This is a genomic window from Actinoallomurus sp. CA-150999, assembly GCF_050942425.1.
Lineage (GTDB): Bacteria > Actinomycetota > Actinomycetes > Streptosporangiales > Streptosporangiaceae > Actinoallomurus.
Genome location: NZ_CP192063.1, coordinates 7,409,534 through 7,425,949 on the forward strand (window position 1 = coordinate 7,409,534; position 16,416 = coordinate 7,425,949).

Here is a 16,416-nt window from a genome sequence, read left to right on the forward strand (position 1 = left end):
GTCCGATCTGAACGACTTCTGAACATTTCCCGTAATCCCTGTTCAGCCATGACCCGGAATAGTGGAGCGGACCCACCCGCCGGCCGAACCTCCCAGAAAGACCCTCATGCCCTCCACCATCATGGGACTCCCCGCTCACCCCCTCATCATCCACGCGGTGGTGGTCCTCATCCCGCTGGCCGCCCTCGGTGCGATCGTGGTCGCCGTCTGGCCCGCCGCCCGCGAGCGGTACGCCTCTCTGGCACTCGGGGTGGCGACGGTGGCCCTTCTCGCGGTCCCGCTCGCCACGCACACCGGCGAACTGCTGGAAGCCCACGTCAAGCGGACCCCGCTCGTCGAACGGCACACCGAGATGGCCGACGGCCTGCTGCCCTTCGCCGCTCTGCTCTGGCTGGGCCTGGCCGTGCTGGTCTTCGTGCGCTGGTACGGGGCCAGGCGGAACGTGCAGTGGGGCCGGTACCTGACCGTCGCCGCCGCGATCGTCGCGGTGGTCGGCGCGGTGGCCAGCGGCGTCCAGGTGGCACGCATCGGCCACAGCGGCGCGGCGGCCGCCTGGCACGGCGTCGACACCTCATCCTCCGGGCAGGCCGCTCACCGGCAACCCTGAGCGACTTCTTCACATTTCAGGCACGGCTTTCGAACATCCCGCCGATGACACTCGAATCTGGGGACATGTCGAGGGAGAACGAACGATGCACCATCCCGAACGTTCACGTCGACGCCGGCGCGACGCCGGCCTGAACCAGGTGACGGCCTGGACCCGCCGGGCGGTCGGCGTCGGCGTCGTCCTGTCCGGCCTGCTGGCCGCCGGCCTGGCGCACATGCTGCCGGGGCAGGCCGCCGACCGGCCGCACGTCGGCCCGGCGGCTCCGACGTCCTCGGGGGAGCCGGCCACGCCGCCGACCGTGAGCCCGTCGCCGTCCGACTCGACCGGCTCCTCCGCCTCCGCGCGGCCGCACCGGACCCACCGCCACCACCTCACTCCGCCCGCGACCGCACCGGCCGCCCCGCCGAGCACCCCGTCACGGCGGCCGACGCACGCGACCTCGGGTGGCTCGTGATGACGGCCGCGGTCAGCTTCCCCATCTGGGGGACGACGGCGCGGCTCCTCGTCACCGACCCGAAGCGACTCGACGCGGCACGGGCCGCCCTGGACGTCGAGCTCACGGCGATGGGGGCGGCGTGCGACCGGTTCCGCGCCGACTCGGAGCTGTCGCGGCTCAACGCCGCGGCCGGCCGGCCGGTCCGGGTGTCCGCCTTGTTCGCCCGAACGCTGAAGCGGGCGCTGGAGGTGGCCGAGGCGACCGATGGCGTGGTGGACCCCACCGTCGGGGCCGCGCTGGTGGCCGCCGGGTACGACCGGGACATCGCGGAGGTCGACCGTGGCGGTCCGGCTCCGCGCCTGGTGCGGCGACGGGTCGCCGGCTGGCGCACGGTACGGCTCGACGGGCAGGTCGTGCGGCTGCCCCGCGGCGTGCGGCTGGACCTGGGCGCGACGGCGAAGGCGCTGGCCGCCGACCAGGCCGCCGCGCGGGCGTTCGCGGACACCGGCTGCGGGGTGCTCATCTCGCTGGGCGGCGACATCGCGGTCAGCGGGCCGCCGCCTGACGGCGGCTGGCGGATCCGCGTGACCGACGACCACCGCGACGACGGGTCGGTCGCCTCCGGCCAGGACGTCGTGATCACCACTGGTGGCCTGGCCACCTCGTCGGTGACCGTACGGTGCTGGCGGCGCGGAGACCAGCGGCTGCACCACATCATCGACCCGGCGACCGGCGTTCCCGCCGCCTCCTGCTGGCGTACGGCCAGCGTCGCGGCGGCCTCCTGCGTCGAGGCCAACGCCGCCGCGACCGCCGCCCTGGTCAAGGGCTGGGTCGCGATCCCCTGGCTGACCGATCTGCGGCTGCCGACGCGCCTGGTCCGTCTCGACGGGCGTCCATTCACCCTGGCCGGCTGGCCCGAGGGGACCGCCGTCGCGATTGAGGGGACGACCGGCCCCGTGTCACCGGGAGGGCGGGCAGGATGAATTTCCTGTGGTATGCCACACGCGCGACCGGAGAGGTCACGCTGCTGTTCCTCACGGTCGTGCTGACGCTCGGCGTGCTGTCGGCTCTTCGCGTCGGCGGGCGGCGCGCGCCCCGTTTCGTGCTCGCCGGGCTGCACCGCAACCTCACCTTGGCCGGCCTGGGCTTCCTCGCCGTGCACATCGCGACCACGGTCGCCGACTCCTACGCGCCGATCTCCCTGACCGACGTCGTCGTGCCGTTCGGCTCGGCGTACCGGCCGATCTGGCTGGGCCTGGGCACCGTCGCGTTCGACGTGATGGTCGTCCTCACGGCGACCAGCCTGCTGCGGACCAGAATGGGCTACCGGAGCTGGAAGGCGCTGCACTGGGCATCGTACGCCTGCTGGCTCGCGGCCGTCGTGCACGCGCTCGGTACCGGTTCGGACGTCCGGTCCTCGCTGTTCCTCGTGCTCGCCGGGGTCTGCGCCGCCGTCACGCTGGCCGCCGTGGCCTGGCGGCTGGCGGCCGCGGGGCCGGGCAATGCGGGGCTACGGATCGGCACCGGGCTGTTGACGCTCGTCACGACCCTGGTCGTCGCCGCCTGGACCGTGTCCGGGCCGCTGGCCGGCGGCTGGGCACGGCGCTCCGGCACGCCCGCCTCGCTGCTCGGGAACGCGAGCACCCCGGGGACGGGGACGACCCCACGGTCGACTCGGGCCACACCATCGGGCAGCGAGGGTGGGCGGTGACCGCCGAAACGGCGGCCCCGCACGCCGTACGCCTGCTCGCCGGATATCACGCGCTGGGCCGACCGGCGGGGCTGGACGACCACCTGGCGCAGTACGGCGCGCCGCCTCTGGCCGCAGCGGGCGCCGCGCTGATCCAGGCCGTCGAGGAGTCCGGGCTGACCGGCCGGGGCGGCGGCGGGTTCCCGACCGGCCGCAAACTTCGCTCGGTGGCCGCCGGACGACGGTCCGCGGTGGTGGTCGTCAACGCCGCCGAAGGCGAGCCGGCCAGCGGCAAGGACCGTGCGCTGCTGACGGTCGCGCCGCACCTTGTGCTGGACGGGGCCGCGCTCGCCGCCGGTGCCGTCGGCGCACGCGAGATCGTCGTATGTGTGCACGCCGGGCGGGACCGGCGGACCGACGCACGGCGAGGCGGCGCCGTCACCCTGGAGGACACGGTCCGGCGGGCGGCCTCCGAGCGCGAGGGGGCGCGGCTGGCGCCGGTGCCGATACGGGTGACCGCCGTACCGCCCCGCTACGTCGCCAGTGAGGAGACCTCTCTGGTCCGCTGGATCGACGCGGGCGATGCCCGGCCGTCCGTCACGCCGCCCCGCCCCTTCGAGCGCGGCGTCGGCGGCCGGCCGACGCTCGTCGGCAATGCCGAGACGTTCGCCCACATCGCGCTGATCGCGCGGTACGGTCCCGGCTGGTTCCGCTCGTGCGGCAGCCAGGAGGCGCCGGGCACGGCTCTGTTCACGGTGTCGGGCGCGGTCGCACGCCCCGGCGTGCTCGAGGTACCGCTCGGCACGCCGGTCGGCGAGGTCCTGCGGCTGGCCGGCGGCCCGTCCGAGCCGCTGCAGGCCGTTCTGACCGGCGGGTACGGCGGCACCTGGCTGGCGCCCGAACTGCTGGACATCCCGACGACACCGTCGGCGTTCAAGGCCGTCGGCCTCGCGTTGGGGCCGGGCATCCTGGTCGCGCTGCCCGAGCAGGCGTGCGGGGTGGCGGAGTCGGCACGAGTCCTGGCATGGCTCGCCGCCGAGACGGCCGGACAGTGCGGACCCTGCCTCCACGGGCTGCCCGCGATCGCCGCGGACTTCGCCGAGCTCGCAGCGTGCCGGATCAGCACGGAGCTGTACCGTCGGCTCGACCGACGGCTGTCGGTCATCGCGGGCCGTGGCGCCTGCCGTCACCCGGACGGCGCCGTGCGATTCGCGGCCAGCGCCCTCCGCGTCTTCGGACGGCACCTCCGGGTCCACACGCGCGCGGAGGGCTGCCTGCTCGCCCAGTGGCCGTCGGTCCTGCCGATCCCCGAGGAGTGGTGAACGTGTCGTGGCGGCTGAGGGTCGACCCGATCGCCTGCACCGGGCACGGCCTGTGCGCGGAGCTTCTCCCGGAGACGATCGACCTGGACGAGTGGGGCTACCCGATCATCGGGACACTGCCCGACCGGCTGCTGCCGCTGGCACGCCGCGCTGTGGCGGACTGTCCCACCCTGGCGTTGCTGCTCGAGCGCGACCGCGCGCACTGACCGGTTCAGCGGTGATGCGCTGAGGGCATGACATCGCGGACCTTGACGGAGCAGTCCCCTATCTAACGCATCATCGCACTGATATACCGTTAGGCGTGAGTGATCTCATCCCGCTGACCGGTGAGCCGCTGGCGCTCGACCTGGTCAACACCCGACCCTACGACGCGGACCTGCTCGGCTCCCCTGCCGAGCTGCGTACGTGGCTGGAGCTGGAGGCCGACCGGCTTCCCGACCCGGCCGCACACGAGACCGCGGGCCTGACCGTCGCCGACGTGGCGGCCGTTCACGCCGTGCGGGACGGCGCCGGCCTCGCGATCGGCCATGCCCGGCGCGGCGAGCGCCCTCCCGCGTCCGCGCTGGAGGCGCTGAACGACGCGCAGCGCGCCGCGCCCGCCATCCGCGAACTCGCCTGGGACGGTTCGTCGATCATCGCCGCCCGCCGCCGTAGCGGTACCGCCGGGGTGCGCCTGGCGGCCTGGCTGGCCGAGGCCGCCGCGGACCTCATCGCCGACCCCCAGGTCACGAAGGTGCGCGAGTGCGAGGCCGAGGACTGCGTGCTGCTGTTCCTGCCCGCCCATCCGCGCCGCCGGTGGTGCTCGGCGGCCCGCTGCGGCAACCGCGCCCGGGTCGCCCGCCACTATCAGCGACACCGACCCGCCTGACAGTGCTTGTGACCGCCCCCGGGTTTGGTGAAAACTAGTCAGCCGACATAGGGCGATAACCGAACAAACTAGCCCGCATGGCGCTCTTTTGGGGCTCGGCGCGTGCGGTGAGGATGAGGCGGGGGCCGTTGAACCGGGACGAGGTGGACCGTGTCCTCGGTCGCCTGCGCGATGAACGGGATCGCATCACGTCCGGGCTGCTCGAACTCGAGGCGCAGCAGGGGTACAAGCTCCTCAAGGGCGCGCCGCTGACCGGGCTCACCGCCGACCGGTGGACCGAGCTGAGCGACCGGATGGCGTCGCTGTGGCGGTTGTTCGAGTCGTACGGACGCGTGCTCGGGCAGGCCGAGGAGATCCGGGCGCGGCGGAAGAAGCCCGACGACGCGGAGCTGGCCGAGCTGGAGCGCCTGCTGCGCGGACCCTCCATCGAGCTCGCGACGGAGATCCCCCTCGAGAAGCGGACGCTGCTCGGCCCGGCCACCGAACGCCTCTCCCTCGACGACGTGGTGACCCGGATGACCGCGCTGTACGAGGAGGCGGCCCGGTCGATCGCCGAGGTCGACACCGCCTGGTCGGCGCTGCTCACCCGGCTGGACCGGGCCGCCGAGGCGGCGCGTGCGGTCGAGGGGCTGCTCGACTCCCTGGGGCCGGATCCGGAGTACGACCGGCTCAAGGGCGACCTGAACGGGCTGCGCGAGACCGTCCGGACCGACCCGCTGTCGATGCGCCCGGCCGCCTTCGACGGCGTCGACGCCGCGCTGGGCGCGCTGCGGTCGCGGCTGGAGGAGGCGGTCCGTGTCCGGGCCGAGTACGACGTGCGGCTGCGGCGCATCGAGGAGACCATCGGGCTGATCCGCACCGCCGAGGACGAGGCGCTGCAGGTGCGCGAGCGGGTCCTCGCGAAGATCGCGTCGCCCATGCTGCCGGACCTGCCGGAGTCGTCGGCGGCGCTGGCCGACCGGCTGGCCGCGCTCGGCACCGTACAGGGCCGGTGGACCGACCTCGCCGAGCGCGTGACGCAGCTCGAGGAGGCGGCGGCGAGCGCCCTCGAGCAGACGCGGACGACCGTGCGGACCATCGCCGGCGTCCTGGAGCGGCGGGACGAGCTGCGCGGCCGGCTCGACGCGTACCGGGCGAAGGCCGGGCGGCTCGGGGGCTCGGAGGACCCCGTGCTGACAGACCTCTACCAGCGGGCCCACGACCTGCTGTGGACCTCCCCCTGCGACCTGCGGCGCGCCACCGCCGCGCTGGCGGAGTACCAGCGTGCGATCGGAGATCGAAATTGAACTGCACCCAGCCTGGCTGTTCCGGAACCGTGGAGGACGGATACTGCGTCGTATGCGGTATGGCACCCAGCTCCGCCGCTCCGGCGAACGACCGGTGCGCACAGCCCGGCTGCACCGGCACCATCCAGGGCGGCTACTGCGACGTCTGCGGCATGGCCGCCGCGGCCCCTGCGCCGACGGTGTCGGCGGCCCCGGCGTCCGCCGCCGTTCCGGCCCCCTCCCCCGCGCCCGATGACCGCTGCGCGCGCCCAGGGTGCGGCGGCACGATCGTGGACGGCTACTGCGACGTGTGCGGGCTGGCGCCGGCGGCCGGTGGCCCTTCGGCGAGCCCGGCCACGGGCCCCGCGTCGAGCCGGGCCTCGGCCCGGTCCGCGCCGGTCACCGCGGGCAGCCGTGGGACGGGCATCAGCGGGCGCACGTCGAGCCGCAGTGTTCGCACCGGGTCGTCGCGGTCGTCGTCGCGGCGGCGCGGCATGCTCGGCGCGGGCCTGGTCGAGGTGCCGCGCGTGCCGTACCGGGACCCCGCGTCGGCGATCATGGCCAACCCCGTCGTCGCGGAGAACAAGCGCTACTGCAGCAACTGCGGCGAGCCGGTGGGGCGGTCCCGCGGCGGCCGGCCGGGCCGTACGGAGGGGTTCTGTCCGAAAGACGGCACCGCGTTCTCGTTCACGCCGAAGCTGAAGGCGGGCGACCTGGTCGGTGGCCAGTACGAGGTGCTCGGCTGCCTCGCGCACGGCGGCCTCGGCTGGATCTACCTGGCCCGCGACGAGAACGTCAGCCACCGGTGGGTGGTGCTCAAGGGCCTGCTCGACACCGGTGACGCCGACGCGCTGGCCGCGGCGACGGCCGAGCGGGCCTTCCTCGCCGAGGTCGAGCACCCCAACATCGTCAAGATCTACAACTTCGTGCAGCACGACGGCTCCGGCTACATCGTCATGGAGTACGTCGGCGGCCGGCCGCTGAAGGACATCCTCAAGGACCGCCGCGAGGCCGCGGGGCCGGACGCGTCGCTGCCGCTCCCCCAGGTGATCGCGTACGGCATCGAGGTGCTGCGCGCGTTCGACTACCTGCACGGCCTCGGCGTCCTGTACTGCGATTTCAAGCCGGACAACGCGATCCAGTCCGAGGAGCAGCTCAAGCTCATCGACCTCGGCGGGGTCCGCCGCATCGACGACGTCGACGGCGCGATCTACGGGACGGTCGGCTACCAGGCGCCCGAGATCGCCGACGAGGGCCCCTCGGTCGGTTCCGACCTGTACACCGTGGGCCGGACGCTCGCCGTGCTGAGCTTCCCGTTCAAGGGCTACACCGGGAAGTGGGCGGCGAGCCTGCCGCCGCGCGAAGAGGTGCCGGTGCTCGCCCGGCACGAGTCGTACAACCGGCTGCTGCGCCGTGCCACCGACCTCGACCCGGCGTTCCGGTTCCAGGACGCCTCCGACATGGCGGACCAGCTCACCGGCGTGCTGCGCGAGGTGCTGTCCGCCGAGGACGGCGAGGCGCGCCCGGCCGCGTCGACGCTGTTCGGGATGGAGCGGTTCACTGCGGGCGACGTGTTCGAGCCGCTCCGCCCAGCGGACGCCGCGGCGACGCTGCCGGCGCCGCTCGTGAACTCGTCCGACGCCGCCGCCGGTTTCCTCGCCGGTTTGACCGCGCTGGAGCCGGAGCGGCTCGCGGACGCGCTGGCGAGCGCGCCCACGCGTACGCCGGAGGTCGACCTGACGCTCGCCCGGGTGCGCATCGACCTGGGCGACACGGCCGGAGCGCACGCGGTACTCGACGCGCTGCCACCGGACGACTGGCGGGTGGGCTGGTACCACGCGGTCGCCGTCCTGGCCGCCGGGAACGTCACGGAGGCGGCGGGCCTCTTCGACGAGCTGTACTCGCTGATGCCCGGTGAGGCGGCGCCCAAGCTCGGCCTCGCGTACTGCCGTGAGCTGCTCGACGACCCGACCGGCGCGGCGGTCCTGCACGAGACCGTGTGGCGCACCGACCACGGGTACGTCACCGCGTGCTACGGACTGGCCCGCGCCCGGCTCGCGCTCGGGGACCGCGCCGGCGCGCTCCAGGCGCTCGACTCGGTCCCCAGGATCTCCAGCCACCACATCGCCGCGCAGATCTCCGCCGTGGCCACGGCCGTCCGCGACCGGGACCCGGGTGAGATCACCGAGGCCGACCTCACCGGGGCGGGCGCGCGGCTGTCCGCGCTGAACCTCGATCCCGGACGCCACGGGCTGCTCGCCCTGGAGGTACTGGAGGCGGCCCTCGGCCGGGTGCGAGCGTCCGGGGACGGCACCGGCACGGTGCTCGGCACGCCGCTCACCGAGACCGGGCTGCGCCGCAAGCTCGAGGAGACCTACCGGACGCTCGCCCGGCTGGCCACCGACCGGGCCCGGCGGCACTTCCTGATCGACCAGGCCAACGCCGTGCGCCCGCTGACGGTGGTCTGACCGTGGACGCACCGGAGAGCTGCCCGGGATGCGGCAGCGAGGTCTTCGCCGACGAGGCGTTCTGTCAGGCGTGCGGCCGGCCCCTGACCGGGGAATCCGCACCGACCGGCCCGGCGTGCGCGGCGTGCGGGTCGACGGCGTTCAGCGCCGACGGCTACTGCGACCAGTGCGGGGTGCTGCGGCCCGGTGACCGCGACCACGTCGAGACGGAGGCGGGCGGCGCCGCGGGCGTCACCGACCGGGGCCTGCGGCACAGCCGCAACGAGGACGCGATGGCCCTGGCCGTGGCGGGTGCGGGCGTCGCCGCGGTGGTCTGCGACGGCGTGTCGACCTCTCCCCTGCCGCAGGCGGCCTCCCAGGCCGCCGCCGACGCGGGCCTGAAGACGCTCACCGAGCGGCTCGCGGCGGGCGACGACCCCGAGACCGCGACGCGTACGGCACTGACCAAGGCCGTCGAGGCGGTCACGGCGCTCGCGGAGTCGCCGCACAACGCGCCCGCCTGCACGTACGTCTCCGCGTACGCCGGACCGGACGGCGCCACGGTCGGCTGGGTCGGGGACAGCCGCGCGTACTGGCTCGCCGGGGACGCCTCCCGGCAGCTCACCGCCGACGACTCGTGGGCCGCCGAGATGGTCGCGCACGGGGCGCTGACCGAGGCCGAGGCGCAGGTCCACCCGAACGCCCACGCCATCGTCGCCTGGCTCGGCGCGGACGCCGGCGAGATCGAGCAGCACGTCACGGCCTTCGTGCCGGAGGGGCCCGGCACGCTGCTGCTGTGCAGCGACGGCCTGTGGAACTACTACCCGGAAGCGACGCGGCTGGCCTCCGTCATGCCTTCCGCGGATCCGCTGACGGCGGCCCGGCATCTCGTACGCCTCGCGGTGGACGCCGGAGGGCGCGACAACATCACCGTCGTGGTGATCCCTTTCACACAGGAGCACGCGCAATGAGTGAACAGCCGGACTTCAGCATCCGGATCGACCAGAACAGGTACCTGCCGCAGGGCGGCCAGGAGGTGCACGCGATCGTCACGGTCGAGTCGACCGGGGGCCCGGTCGCCGTCGGCACCGGGACGTCCGCCTCCGAGGTCATCATCATCGACACCTCCGGGTCGATGGACTATCCGCGGAACAAGATGATCTCGGCGATCAAGGCCGCGCAGGCCGCGGTGGACACGCTGCGCGACGGGGTGAACTTCGCGGTCGTGTCCGGGTCGAGCCGCGCCAAGATGGTGTACCCGCGAGCGGAGGAGCTGGTCCCCGCCAACGCGCAGACCCGCGCCGAGGCCAAGGCGGCACTGAGCCGGTTGACGGCGACGGGCGGCACCGCGATGGGTGCGTGGCTGGGCCTGGCCGGGCGGCTCTTCGCCGGGCATCCGGAGGGCATCCGGCACGCGATCCTGCTGACCGACGGCAAGAACCAGCATGAGACGCCGGAGCAGCTCGACCAGGCGGTGGCCGCTTCCGTCGGCCGGTTCGTCTGCGACTGCCGGGGTGTGGGCACCGACTGGGAGGTCGCCGAGCTGCGGAAGGTCGCGTCCGCGCTGCTGGGCAGCCTGGACATGGTGGCCAGCCCGGAGGCCCTCGAGGCCGACTTCCGCGCGATGACCGAGGCGGCGATGGGCAAGGCCGTCGCGGACGTCGCGCTGCGGGTGTGGACGCCGCAGAACGCCAAGCTGCGGTTCGTCAAGCAGGTGCTGCCGAGCGTGGAGGACCTCACCGGGCGGCGTACCGACGTGGACGAGCGGTCCGGTGACTACCCGCTCGGCGCGTGGGGCGCCGAGAGCCGCGACTACCACATCTGCGTCGAAGTGCCGGCGGGCGACGTGGGCCGGGAGATGCGGGCCGGGTGGGTCAAGCTGATGCTCGGCGACCAGACGGTGGCCAGCGGCAACGTCCTGGCGGAGTGGACCGACGACGAGGCCCAGTCCACCCGGATCAACCCGAAGGTCGCGCACTACACGGGCCAGGCCGAGCTCGCCGAGAACATCCAGGTCGGCCTGCAGGCCCGCAAGGACGGCGACCTCGACACCGCGACCGCGCGGCTCGGCCGGGCCGTCGCGCTGGCGCACGAGTCGGGCAACGAGGCGATCGCCGGTCTGCTCGGGAAGGTCGTCGACGTCGACGATCCGGCGACCGGCCGCGTCCGGCTGAAGAAGGACATCGACAAGGCGGATGAGATGTCGTTGGACACCCGCTCGACCAAGACCGTACGGACGCGCCGGGGCGAGGGCTGAGCATGGCGACCTGTCCGGCCGGGCACAGCTCGACCGCCACCGACTACTGCGACGTGTGCGGCGCCCGCATCGGCGAGGCGCCGGCCCCACCGGCGGCGTCCCCCGCCGCGGCGGCGCCCGCGGGGGAAGGGTGCCCCGACTGCGGCACGCCCCGCACCGGGCGCTTCTGTGAGGACTGCGGCTACGACTACGCGGTCGGCGGCGGGCGACCGACGCCGCGTCCGACGACGGCGCCGTCCGTCCCCACCCGGCGTCCGCAGGCCCCCGTGCCGGCGGCCGGGGACTCGGACGAGGAGGATCCCGTCACGCGGGACTGGGCGCCCGACAAGGCCCCCGCGCCCGAGCCACCCGCGACCGACTGGGCGGCCGTCGTCATCGCCGACCGGGAGTACTACGACCGCGTCGTCACGGAAGGCGAGGACTTCTCCTTCCCGCCGTACTGCCCGTCGCGGCGCATCCCGCTCAGCGGCGAGCAGGTCCGGATCGGGCGGCGGAGCGTGTCACGCGGCCTCACGCCGGAGATCGACCTGAGCGAGGCGCCCGCCGACCCGGGCGTCTCGCACACCCACGCGGTGCTTCTCGCCAAGCCCGACGGCACCTGGACGCTGGTCGACCCGGGGTCCACGAACGGCACGAGCGTCAACGAGGGCGACACGCCCATCCCCGTCAACGTGGAGGTTCCGCTGCGCGACGGCGACCGCGTGCACGTGGGCGTCTGGACCACCATCACGCTGCGGAGGCTGCGGTGACGATCACGACGACTCCCCCGTCCTCCCCAGCCCGGCGGGCACGGGTCCCCGGGCGGCTGCGGATCCGCACGATGCCGGGACGCATCCGCGCCCTGGCGGTCGTCGGCTCCCTGGCCGTGCTCGTCGTGGTCCTGGTCACGACGCTGACCATGCAGGACGCCCGCGACGGGCTGCGGGTGATCGGGCACGACGCCGGCCCGCAGGTGGTCGCCACCGGCGACCTGTACTTCGCGCTCAGCGACATGGACGCCCAGCTCGCCGACGCCCTGCTGATCGGCGGTGACCGCGGCCTGGCCGACCGGCGGGCGGCGGCGCTCCGGACGTACGAGCAGCGCCGCTCCGAGGCGAACCGCGCGCTGCTGCAGGGCTCGCGGCTGGCGGGCGCGGACGCGACGGAGCAGCGCACCGCGCAGGAGATGCTGGACGCGCTCGGCCGCTACGAACGGCTGGCCGGACAGGCGCTGCAGACCGACGAGCAGTCGAACCACGCCGCCGGGCCCCCTCCCGCCGCGGTCACCGCGCTGTACCGTCAGGCGACCGACCTGATGAAGCTGGACGTGCTGCCGAAGGCGTACAACCTGACGCTGGACAACGGCACGAAGGTCCGCCGGACGTACGAGGCGAAGCGGTCGGCGGTGCTGAGCGGGCGCATCTGGGTCGTGCTCACGGGCCTGCTGCTCATCGCCGTCCTCCTCGGCGTGCAGTGGTACTTCGTCCGGCGGTTCCGCCGGCTGGTCAACCCGTTCCTCGCCCTGGCCACCGTCGGCACCCTGGTGCTCGTCGTGGTGAGCGTGGCGCTCCTGTCGAGCGAGGCGGGGCGCCTGCGGACGGCCAAGGAGGACGGCTTCGACTCGGTGCTCGCGCTCTCGCGGGCCAGGGCGATCAGCAACAGCGCCCACGCGGACGAGGCCCGGTACCTGCTCGACCCCGGCCGCGCCGACACGTACGAACAGGTCTACCTGGACAAGTCCCAGACGATCCTCTACGTCCCGGCCGGCAACCTCGACACCTACTACGCCCAGCTCGACCAGAAGATCGGCGGAAGTGACTTCCTCGGCTTCTTCGGCACCGAGGCCCACCACGTCACGCTGCCCGGTCAGCAGGAGGCGCTGCGGAAGGTGCTGGCGAGGTACCAGAAGGTCCAGACGAACGACCGGAGCATCCGGCAGCTGGCGACCAACGGCGACCGCCGCGGGGCCCTGTCCACCAAGCTGAACGCCGGCACCGGCGACTTCGGCGACTACGACACGGCGCTGGTCGCCCTCAAGGACCTGCACGGTCGCGCCTTCGACAAGGCGATCAGCGCCGGCGACCACGGGCTGCGCGGCTGGAACATCATCCTGCCCGGGGCGGCCGTCCTCCTCATCATCCTCATCCTCGCCGGGGTCCGGCCGCGGCTGTCCGAGTACCGGTAAGGGAGCGCAGCACATGCGACTACGTCGAATCGCCCTAGCGCTGACGCTGCTGGCGGCGGCCGGCTGCGGGGTGGCCGGCGGCGCGACGCCGTCGGTCAGCGGAAAGGACCACCTGACCATCGGCGTGGCCAAGGACCAGCCGGGTCTCGGCTTCCGCGAAGGGAACGGCGAGTTCAAGGGCTTCGACATCGACGTCGCCCGCGACATCGCCAAGCGGCTCGGCGCGAAGGACCTGACGTTCAAGCCGCTGGCCAGCGGCGAGCGGGAGCAGGCGCTGCGCGCCGGCGACGTCGACATGGTCGTGGCCAGCTACTCCATCACGCAGCAGCGCAAGACCCGCGTCGTCTTCGGCGGCCCGTACTACGTCGCCCACCAGGACATCCTGGTGCGCGGCACCGACACGACCGTGCGGAACGTCCGCGACCTGCGCGGCAAACGCCTGTGCCAGGTCACCGGCTCGGTCTCCTGGCAGCGCGTCACGCAGGAGCGCAAGATCGATGCCCGCCTGGTCCCGGCGTCCACGTACGGCCAGTGCCTGGACGACCTGACCTCCGGGACGGTCGACGCGATCTCCACCGACGACCTGATCCTGGCCGGCTTCGCGGCGCAGCGGGGAAACCAGGTCCGCTTCGTCAACGCCCCCTTCTCCGACGAGAAGTACGGCGTCGGGCTGCGGCCCGGGGACATCGGCGGCTGCGAGGACGTCAACAAGGCGATCACCGAGATGTACCAGGACGGCACCGCCGCCACCCTGCTCAAACGCTGGTTCGGCTCCACCGGCCTGAACGTCACGACGACCGTCCCCCAGTTCGAGGGCTGCGGCTGATCGCGGGGCCGCCGGGGGCCGTACGGCCTCGGGCGGCCCCGTGGGGCTGCGGTGCCGTGTTGACCTTCCCCTTGGGTGAAGCCGCAGCATCCTTGGCACCGGCCATGGTGGCCGGGACGAGGAGGAACGGTGGCGCGGTTGGTCACGATCGGGGCGTTCGCCCGGGCCGCACGGCTGTCGCCGAAGGCGTTGCGGCTGTACGACGAACTCGGGTTGCTGCGTCCGGCCGCGGTCGACGGTGAGTCGGGGTACCGGTTCTACGATCCGGCCCAGCTGGAGCAGGCCCGGTTGATCGCCTGGCTCCGGCGACTCGGCATGCCGTTGGCGCGTATCAAACGAGTGTGCGAACTGCCCGGGCCCGCCGCGGCAGAAGAGATCGCCGGCTACTGGGAGCAGGTGCTGGCCGAGACCGCCGCCCGTGGGCAACTGGCCACCTTCCTCGTCGACTTCCTGTCAGGAAGGGGCAGTCCAGTGGAGGAGTCCGCGACCATGCTCGGGATCCATTACGCCGCCCGGTCGGAGCAGGGACTGGTGCGCACGAGCAACGAGGACACCGCGTACGCCGGCCCGCGGTTGCTGGCGGTGGCCGATGGACTCGGCGGTTCGGCCGGTGACCTGGCGAGCGCGGCGGCCGTCGAGGCGCTGAAACCGCTGGAGACCCTGGCCGTGCCGGCCGAGGATCTGCTCGGCGCGCTCGCCGACGCGGTCGACGAAGCCGACCGGACGATCGGGGAGATCGTCGCGTCGGCCTCGGCAGGTGAGGCGGGCACCACGTTGACCGCGCTGCTGTGGTCCGGTTCCCGGCTGGCGCTGGTGCACATCGGCGATACCCGGGCGTACCTCGTACGGGACGGGGGCCTGTTCCAGATCACCCATGACCACACGTACGTGCAGTCGCTGATCGACGAGGGCCGGCTGACCGTGGAGGAGGCGGCCTCTCATCCGCAACGCTCGCTGCTGGTACGGGCGCTGACCGGTGCAGGCGAGACCCGGCCGGACCTGTCGATGCATGAGGCCATGGCCGGTGACCGGTATCTGTTGTGCTCCGACGGGCTGTCGACCGTCGTATCGACCGGGTCGCTGCGCGAGGTGCTGACCGGGCCGGGCGGCCCCCAGCAGGTGCTCGAGGAGTTGGTCAGGCTGGCGTACGCCGCCGGCGCCCCGGACAACATCGCCTGCGTCGTCGCCGACGTGGTCGGCCTGGAAACACCGGCCGCCGTGGGTGCCGGTCCGAACGGCGGCGCCGTACGGTGAGCGGGGGCCGGGCGCTGAGCGTCTATGCGGTCGACCGCCGCCCGCTGGCCATCGGAGCGTATCGACGATTGTGGACGGCCTCGGCGATCTGCGCGGTCGGCGGTTCGTTCAGCGTGGTCGCGATACCGGCGCAGCTGTTCACGGTGACCGGGTCGTCGGCGGCCGTGGGCGCTTCCGCCGGAGTGTCGCTCGTCGCGCTGGTCGTGGCGGCGTTGTGGACCGGTGCCATCACCGATGTGCGGGATCGGCGAAGCGTGCTGCTGGCCGCCCACTGCGGCCTCGCGTCGACGTACGCGGCGTTGTGGATCCAAGCGGTGCTGGGTGGGCGCTCGGTCCTTGTCCTGATGACATTGGTGGCCTGCCAGGGGCTGGCCTTCGGAGCGATCATGACCGCGATGGGCGCCGCGGTGCCGCGACTGGTCCCGGCCGAGCTTCTCCCGGCGGCGTACAGTCTCAGCTCGCTGGTCCGTTACGCCGGATCGGTCCTGGGGCCTGTCCTGGCCGGTGTTCTGATCCCGGTCGTCGGGCTCGGCACGTTGTACCTGTTCGACGCCGTCGCGTTGTCGGCCATCGTGTGGGCCGTCGTCACGTTGCCGCCGCTGCCGCCGCACCCTGGATCACCGAACGACCCAGTACCGGACCACCCGCGGCGCTCCGTGATCGACCAGGTGATGGCGGGTTTCCGGTACCTGGCCGCGAGCCGGTTGCTCGTGGCGGTACTGGCGGTGGACCTCGCCGCGATGGTCTTCAGCATGCCGACCGCGCTGTTCCCGGAGCTGGCCCGGCACACCTACGGAGGCCCGGCCGGAGGCGGCCCGGAACTGGGATTGCTCTACGCCGCCTACCCGACCGGCGTCGTCATGGTCGGCCTGTTGTCGGGTACGTTCACCCGCGCCGGTCGCCATGGCGCCCTCATGGCGTCGGCCGCCGCCGCGTGGGGCGTCACCGTCGTGGTCCTCGGACTGGCCGCACGCCTGTGGATCGCGGTGGCGGCGCTCGTCCTCGGCGGTGCGGTGAACTGCGTACTGAGCGCCTTCCGCAACGCCATCTCTCAGGCACTCACCGACGACGCCATGCGCGGCCGGATCCAGGGATCGCTCACCGTCGTACTCATCGGAGGCCCACAGATCGGGAACCTGCTGCACGGGGCCGCCGCATCCATTTTCGGCCCCCGAATGGTGATCTGCGCCGGCGGGCTGCTCACCACCGTGACCGTGGCGGTGATCGCGCGCGTAGTGCCTGAGCTGTGGCACTACTCGGCTCGACGCGACAGCCTCTGA

At 73.3% G+C, this 16,416-nt stretch carries 16 protein-coding genes; all 16 read left to right on the forward strand.

What is annotated here, in order from left to right:
* The first annotated feature begins 106 nt into the window (after positions 1 to 106).
* The gene (locus ACQP2O_RS34260) at positions 107 to 607 is read left to right on the forward strand and encodes a DUF2231 domain-containing protein (protein ID WP_433172385.1); all 501 of its coding nucleotides are present in this window, start codon (positions 107 to 109) and stop codon (positions 605 to 607) included.
* A gap of 85 nt (positions 608 to 692) precedes the next feature.
* Positions 693 to 1,061, forward strand: coding sequence for a hypothetical protein (locus ACQP2O_RS34265; protein WP_433172387.1), 369 nt, complete (start codon positions 693 to 695; stop codon positions 1,059 to 1,061).
* Positions 1,061 to 2,026, forward strand: coding sequence for an FAD:protein FMN transferase (locus ACQP2O_RS34270; protein WP_433172389.1), 966 nt, complete (start codon positions 1,061 to 1,063; stop codon positions 2,024 to 2,026). Before ACQP2O_RS34265 ends, ACQP2O_RS34270 begins: the two co-directional genes overlap by 1 nt.
* Complete coding sequence (locus ACQP2O_RS34275) at positions 2,023 to 2,754, forward strand: ferric reductase-like transmembrane domain-containing protein (RefSeq protein WP_433172391.1); 732 nt, start codon at positions 2,023 to 2,025, stop codon at positions 2,752 to 2,754. The genes ACQP2O_RS34270 and ACQP2O_RS34275 overlap by 4 nt, the downstream gene beginning before the upstream one ends.
* On the forward strand, positions 2,751 to 4,055 hold the full coding sequence (locus ACQP2O_RS34280) for an NADH-ubiquinone oxidoreductase-F iron-sulfur binding region domain-containing protein (protein ID WP_433172393.1): 1,305 nt from the start codon (positions 2,751 to 2,753) through the stop codon (positions 4,053 to 4,055). Before ACQP2O_RS34275 ends, ACQP2O_RS34280 begins: the two co-directional genes overlap by 4 nt.
* A 2-nt stretch (positions 4,056 to 4,057) precedes the next feature.
* Positions 4,058 to 4,261, forward strand: coding sequence for a ferredoxin (locus tag ACQP2O_RS34285; RefSeq protein ID WP_433172395.1), 204 nt, complete (start codon positions 4,058 to 4,060; stop codon positions 4,259 to 4,261).
* Positions 4,262 to 4,356: 95 nt separating this feature from the next.
* Positions 4,357 to 4,923, forward strand: a complete 567-nt coding sequence (locus tag ACQP2O_RS34290; RefSeq protein ID WP_433172397.1) for a CGNR zinc finger domain-containing protein — start codon at positions 4,357 to 4,359, stop codon at positions 4,921 to 4,923.
* Positions 4,924 to 5,051: 128 nt separating this feature from the next.
* Positions 5,052 to 6,209, forward strand: a complete 1,158-nt coding sequence (locus tag ACQP2O_RS34295; RefSeq protein ID WP_433172399.1) for a hypothetical protein — start codon at positions 5,052 to 5,054, stop codon at positions 6,207 to 6,209.
* Between the two features lie 59 nt (positions 6,210 to 6,268).
* A complete protein-coding gene (locus ACQP2O_RS34300) occupies positions 6,269 to 8,656 on the forward strand; it encodes a tetratricopeptide repeat protein (RefSeq protein ID WP_433172401.1) in 2,388 nt (795 codons plus the stop codon).
* A gap of 2 nt (positions 8,657 to 8,658) precedes the next feature.
* Positions 8,659 to 9,606, forward strand: coding sequence for a protein phosphatase 2C domain-containing protein (locus ACQP2O_RS34305; RefSeq protein WP_433172403.1), 948 nt, complete (start codon positions 8,659 to 8,661; stop codon positions 9,604 to 9,606).
* Positions 9,603 to 10,892 carry a vWA domain-containing protein gene (locus ACQP2O_RS34310; protein WP_433172405.1) on the forward strand — a complete coding sequence of 430 codons (1,290 nt, stop codon included), beginning with the start codon at positions 9,603 to 9,605 and terminating at the stop codon, positions 10,890 to 10,892. Before ACQP2O_RS34305 ends, ACQP2O_RS34310 begins: the two co-directional genes overlap by 4 nt.
* A gap of 2 nt (positions 10,893 to 10,894) precedes the next feature.
* Positions 10,895 to 11,641 carry an FHA domain-containing protein gene (locus ACQP2O_RS34315; protein WP_433172407.1) on the forward strand — a complete coding sequence of 249 codons (747 nt, stop codon included), beginning with the start codon at positions 10,895 to 10,897 and terminating at the stop codon, positions 11,639 to 11,641.
* On the forward strand, positions 11,638 to 13,056 hold the full coding sequence (locus ACQP2O_RS34320) for a hypothetical protein (RefSeq protein WP_433172409.1): 1,419 nt from the start codon (positions 11,638 to 11,640) through the stop codon (positions 13,054 to 13,056). The genes ACQP2O_RS34315 and ACQP2O_RS34320 overlap by 4 nt, the downstream gene beginning before the upstream one ends.
* 13 nt (positions 13,057 to 13,069) lie before the next feature.
* A complete protein-coding gene (locus tag ACQP2O_RS34325; RefSeq protein ID WP_433172411.1) occupies positions 13,070 to 13,882 on the forward strand; it encodes a glutamate ABC transporter substrate-binding protein in 813 nt (270 codons plus the stop codon).
* 129 nt (positions 13,883 to 14,011) lie between these two features.
* On the forward strand, positions 14,012 to 15,136 hold the full coding sequence (locus tag ACQP2O_RS34330) for a MerR family transcriptional regulator (RefSeq protein WP_433172413.1): 1,125 nt from the start codon (positions 14,012 to 14,014) through the stop codon (positions 15,134 to 15,136).
* Entirely contained in the window at positions 15,133 to 16,416 is a 1,284-nt protein-coding gene (locus tag ACQP2O_RS34335; protein WP_433172414.1) for an MFS transporter, read from the forward strand. Before ACQP2O_RS34330 ends, ACQP2O_RS34335 begins: the two co-directional genes overlap by 4 nt.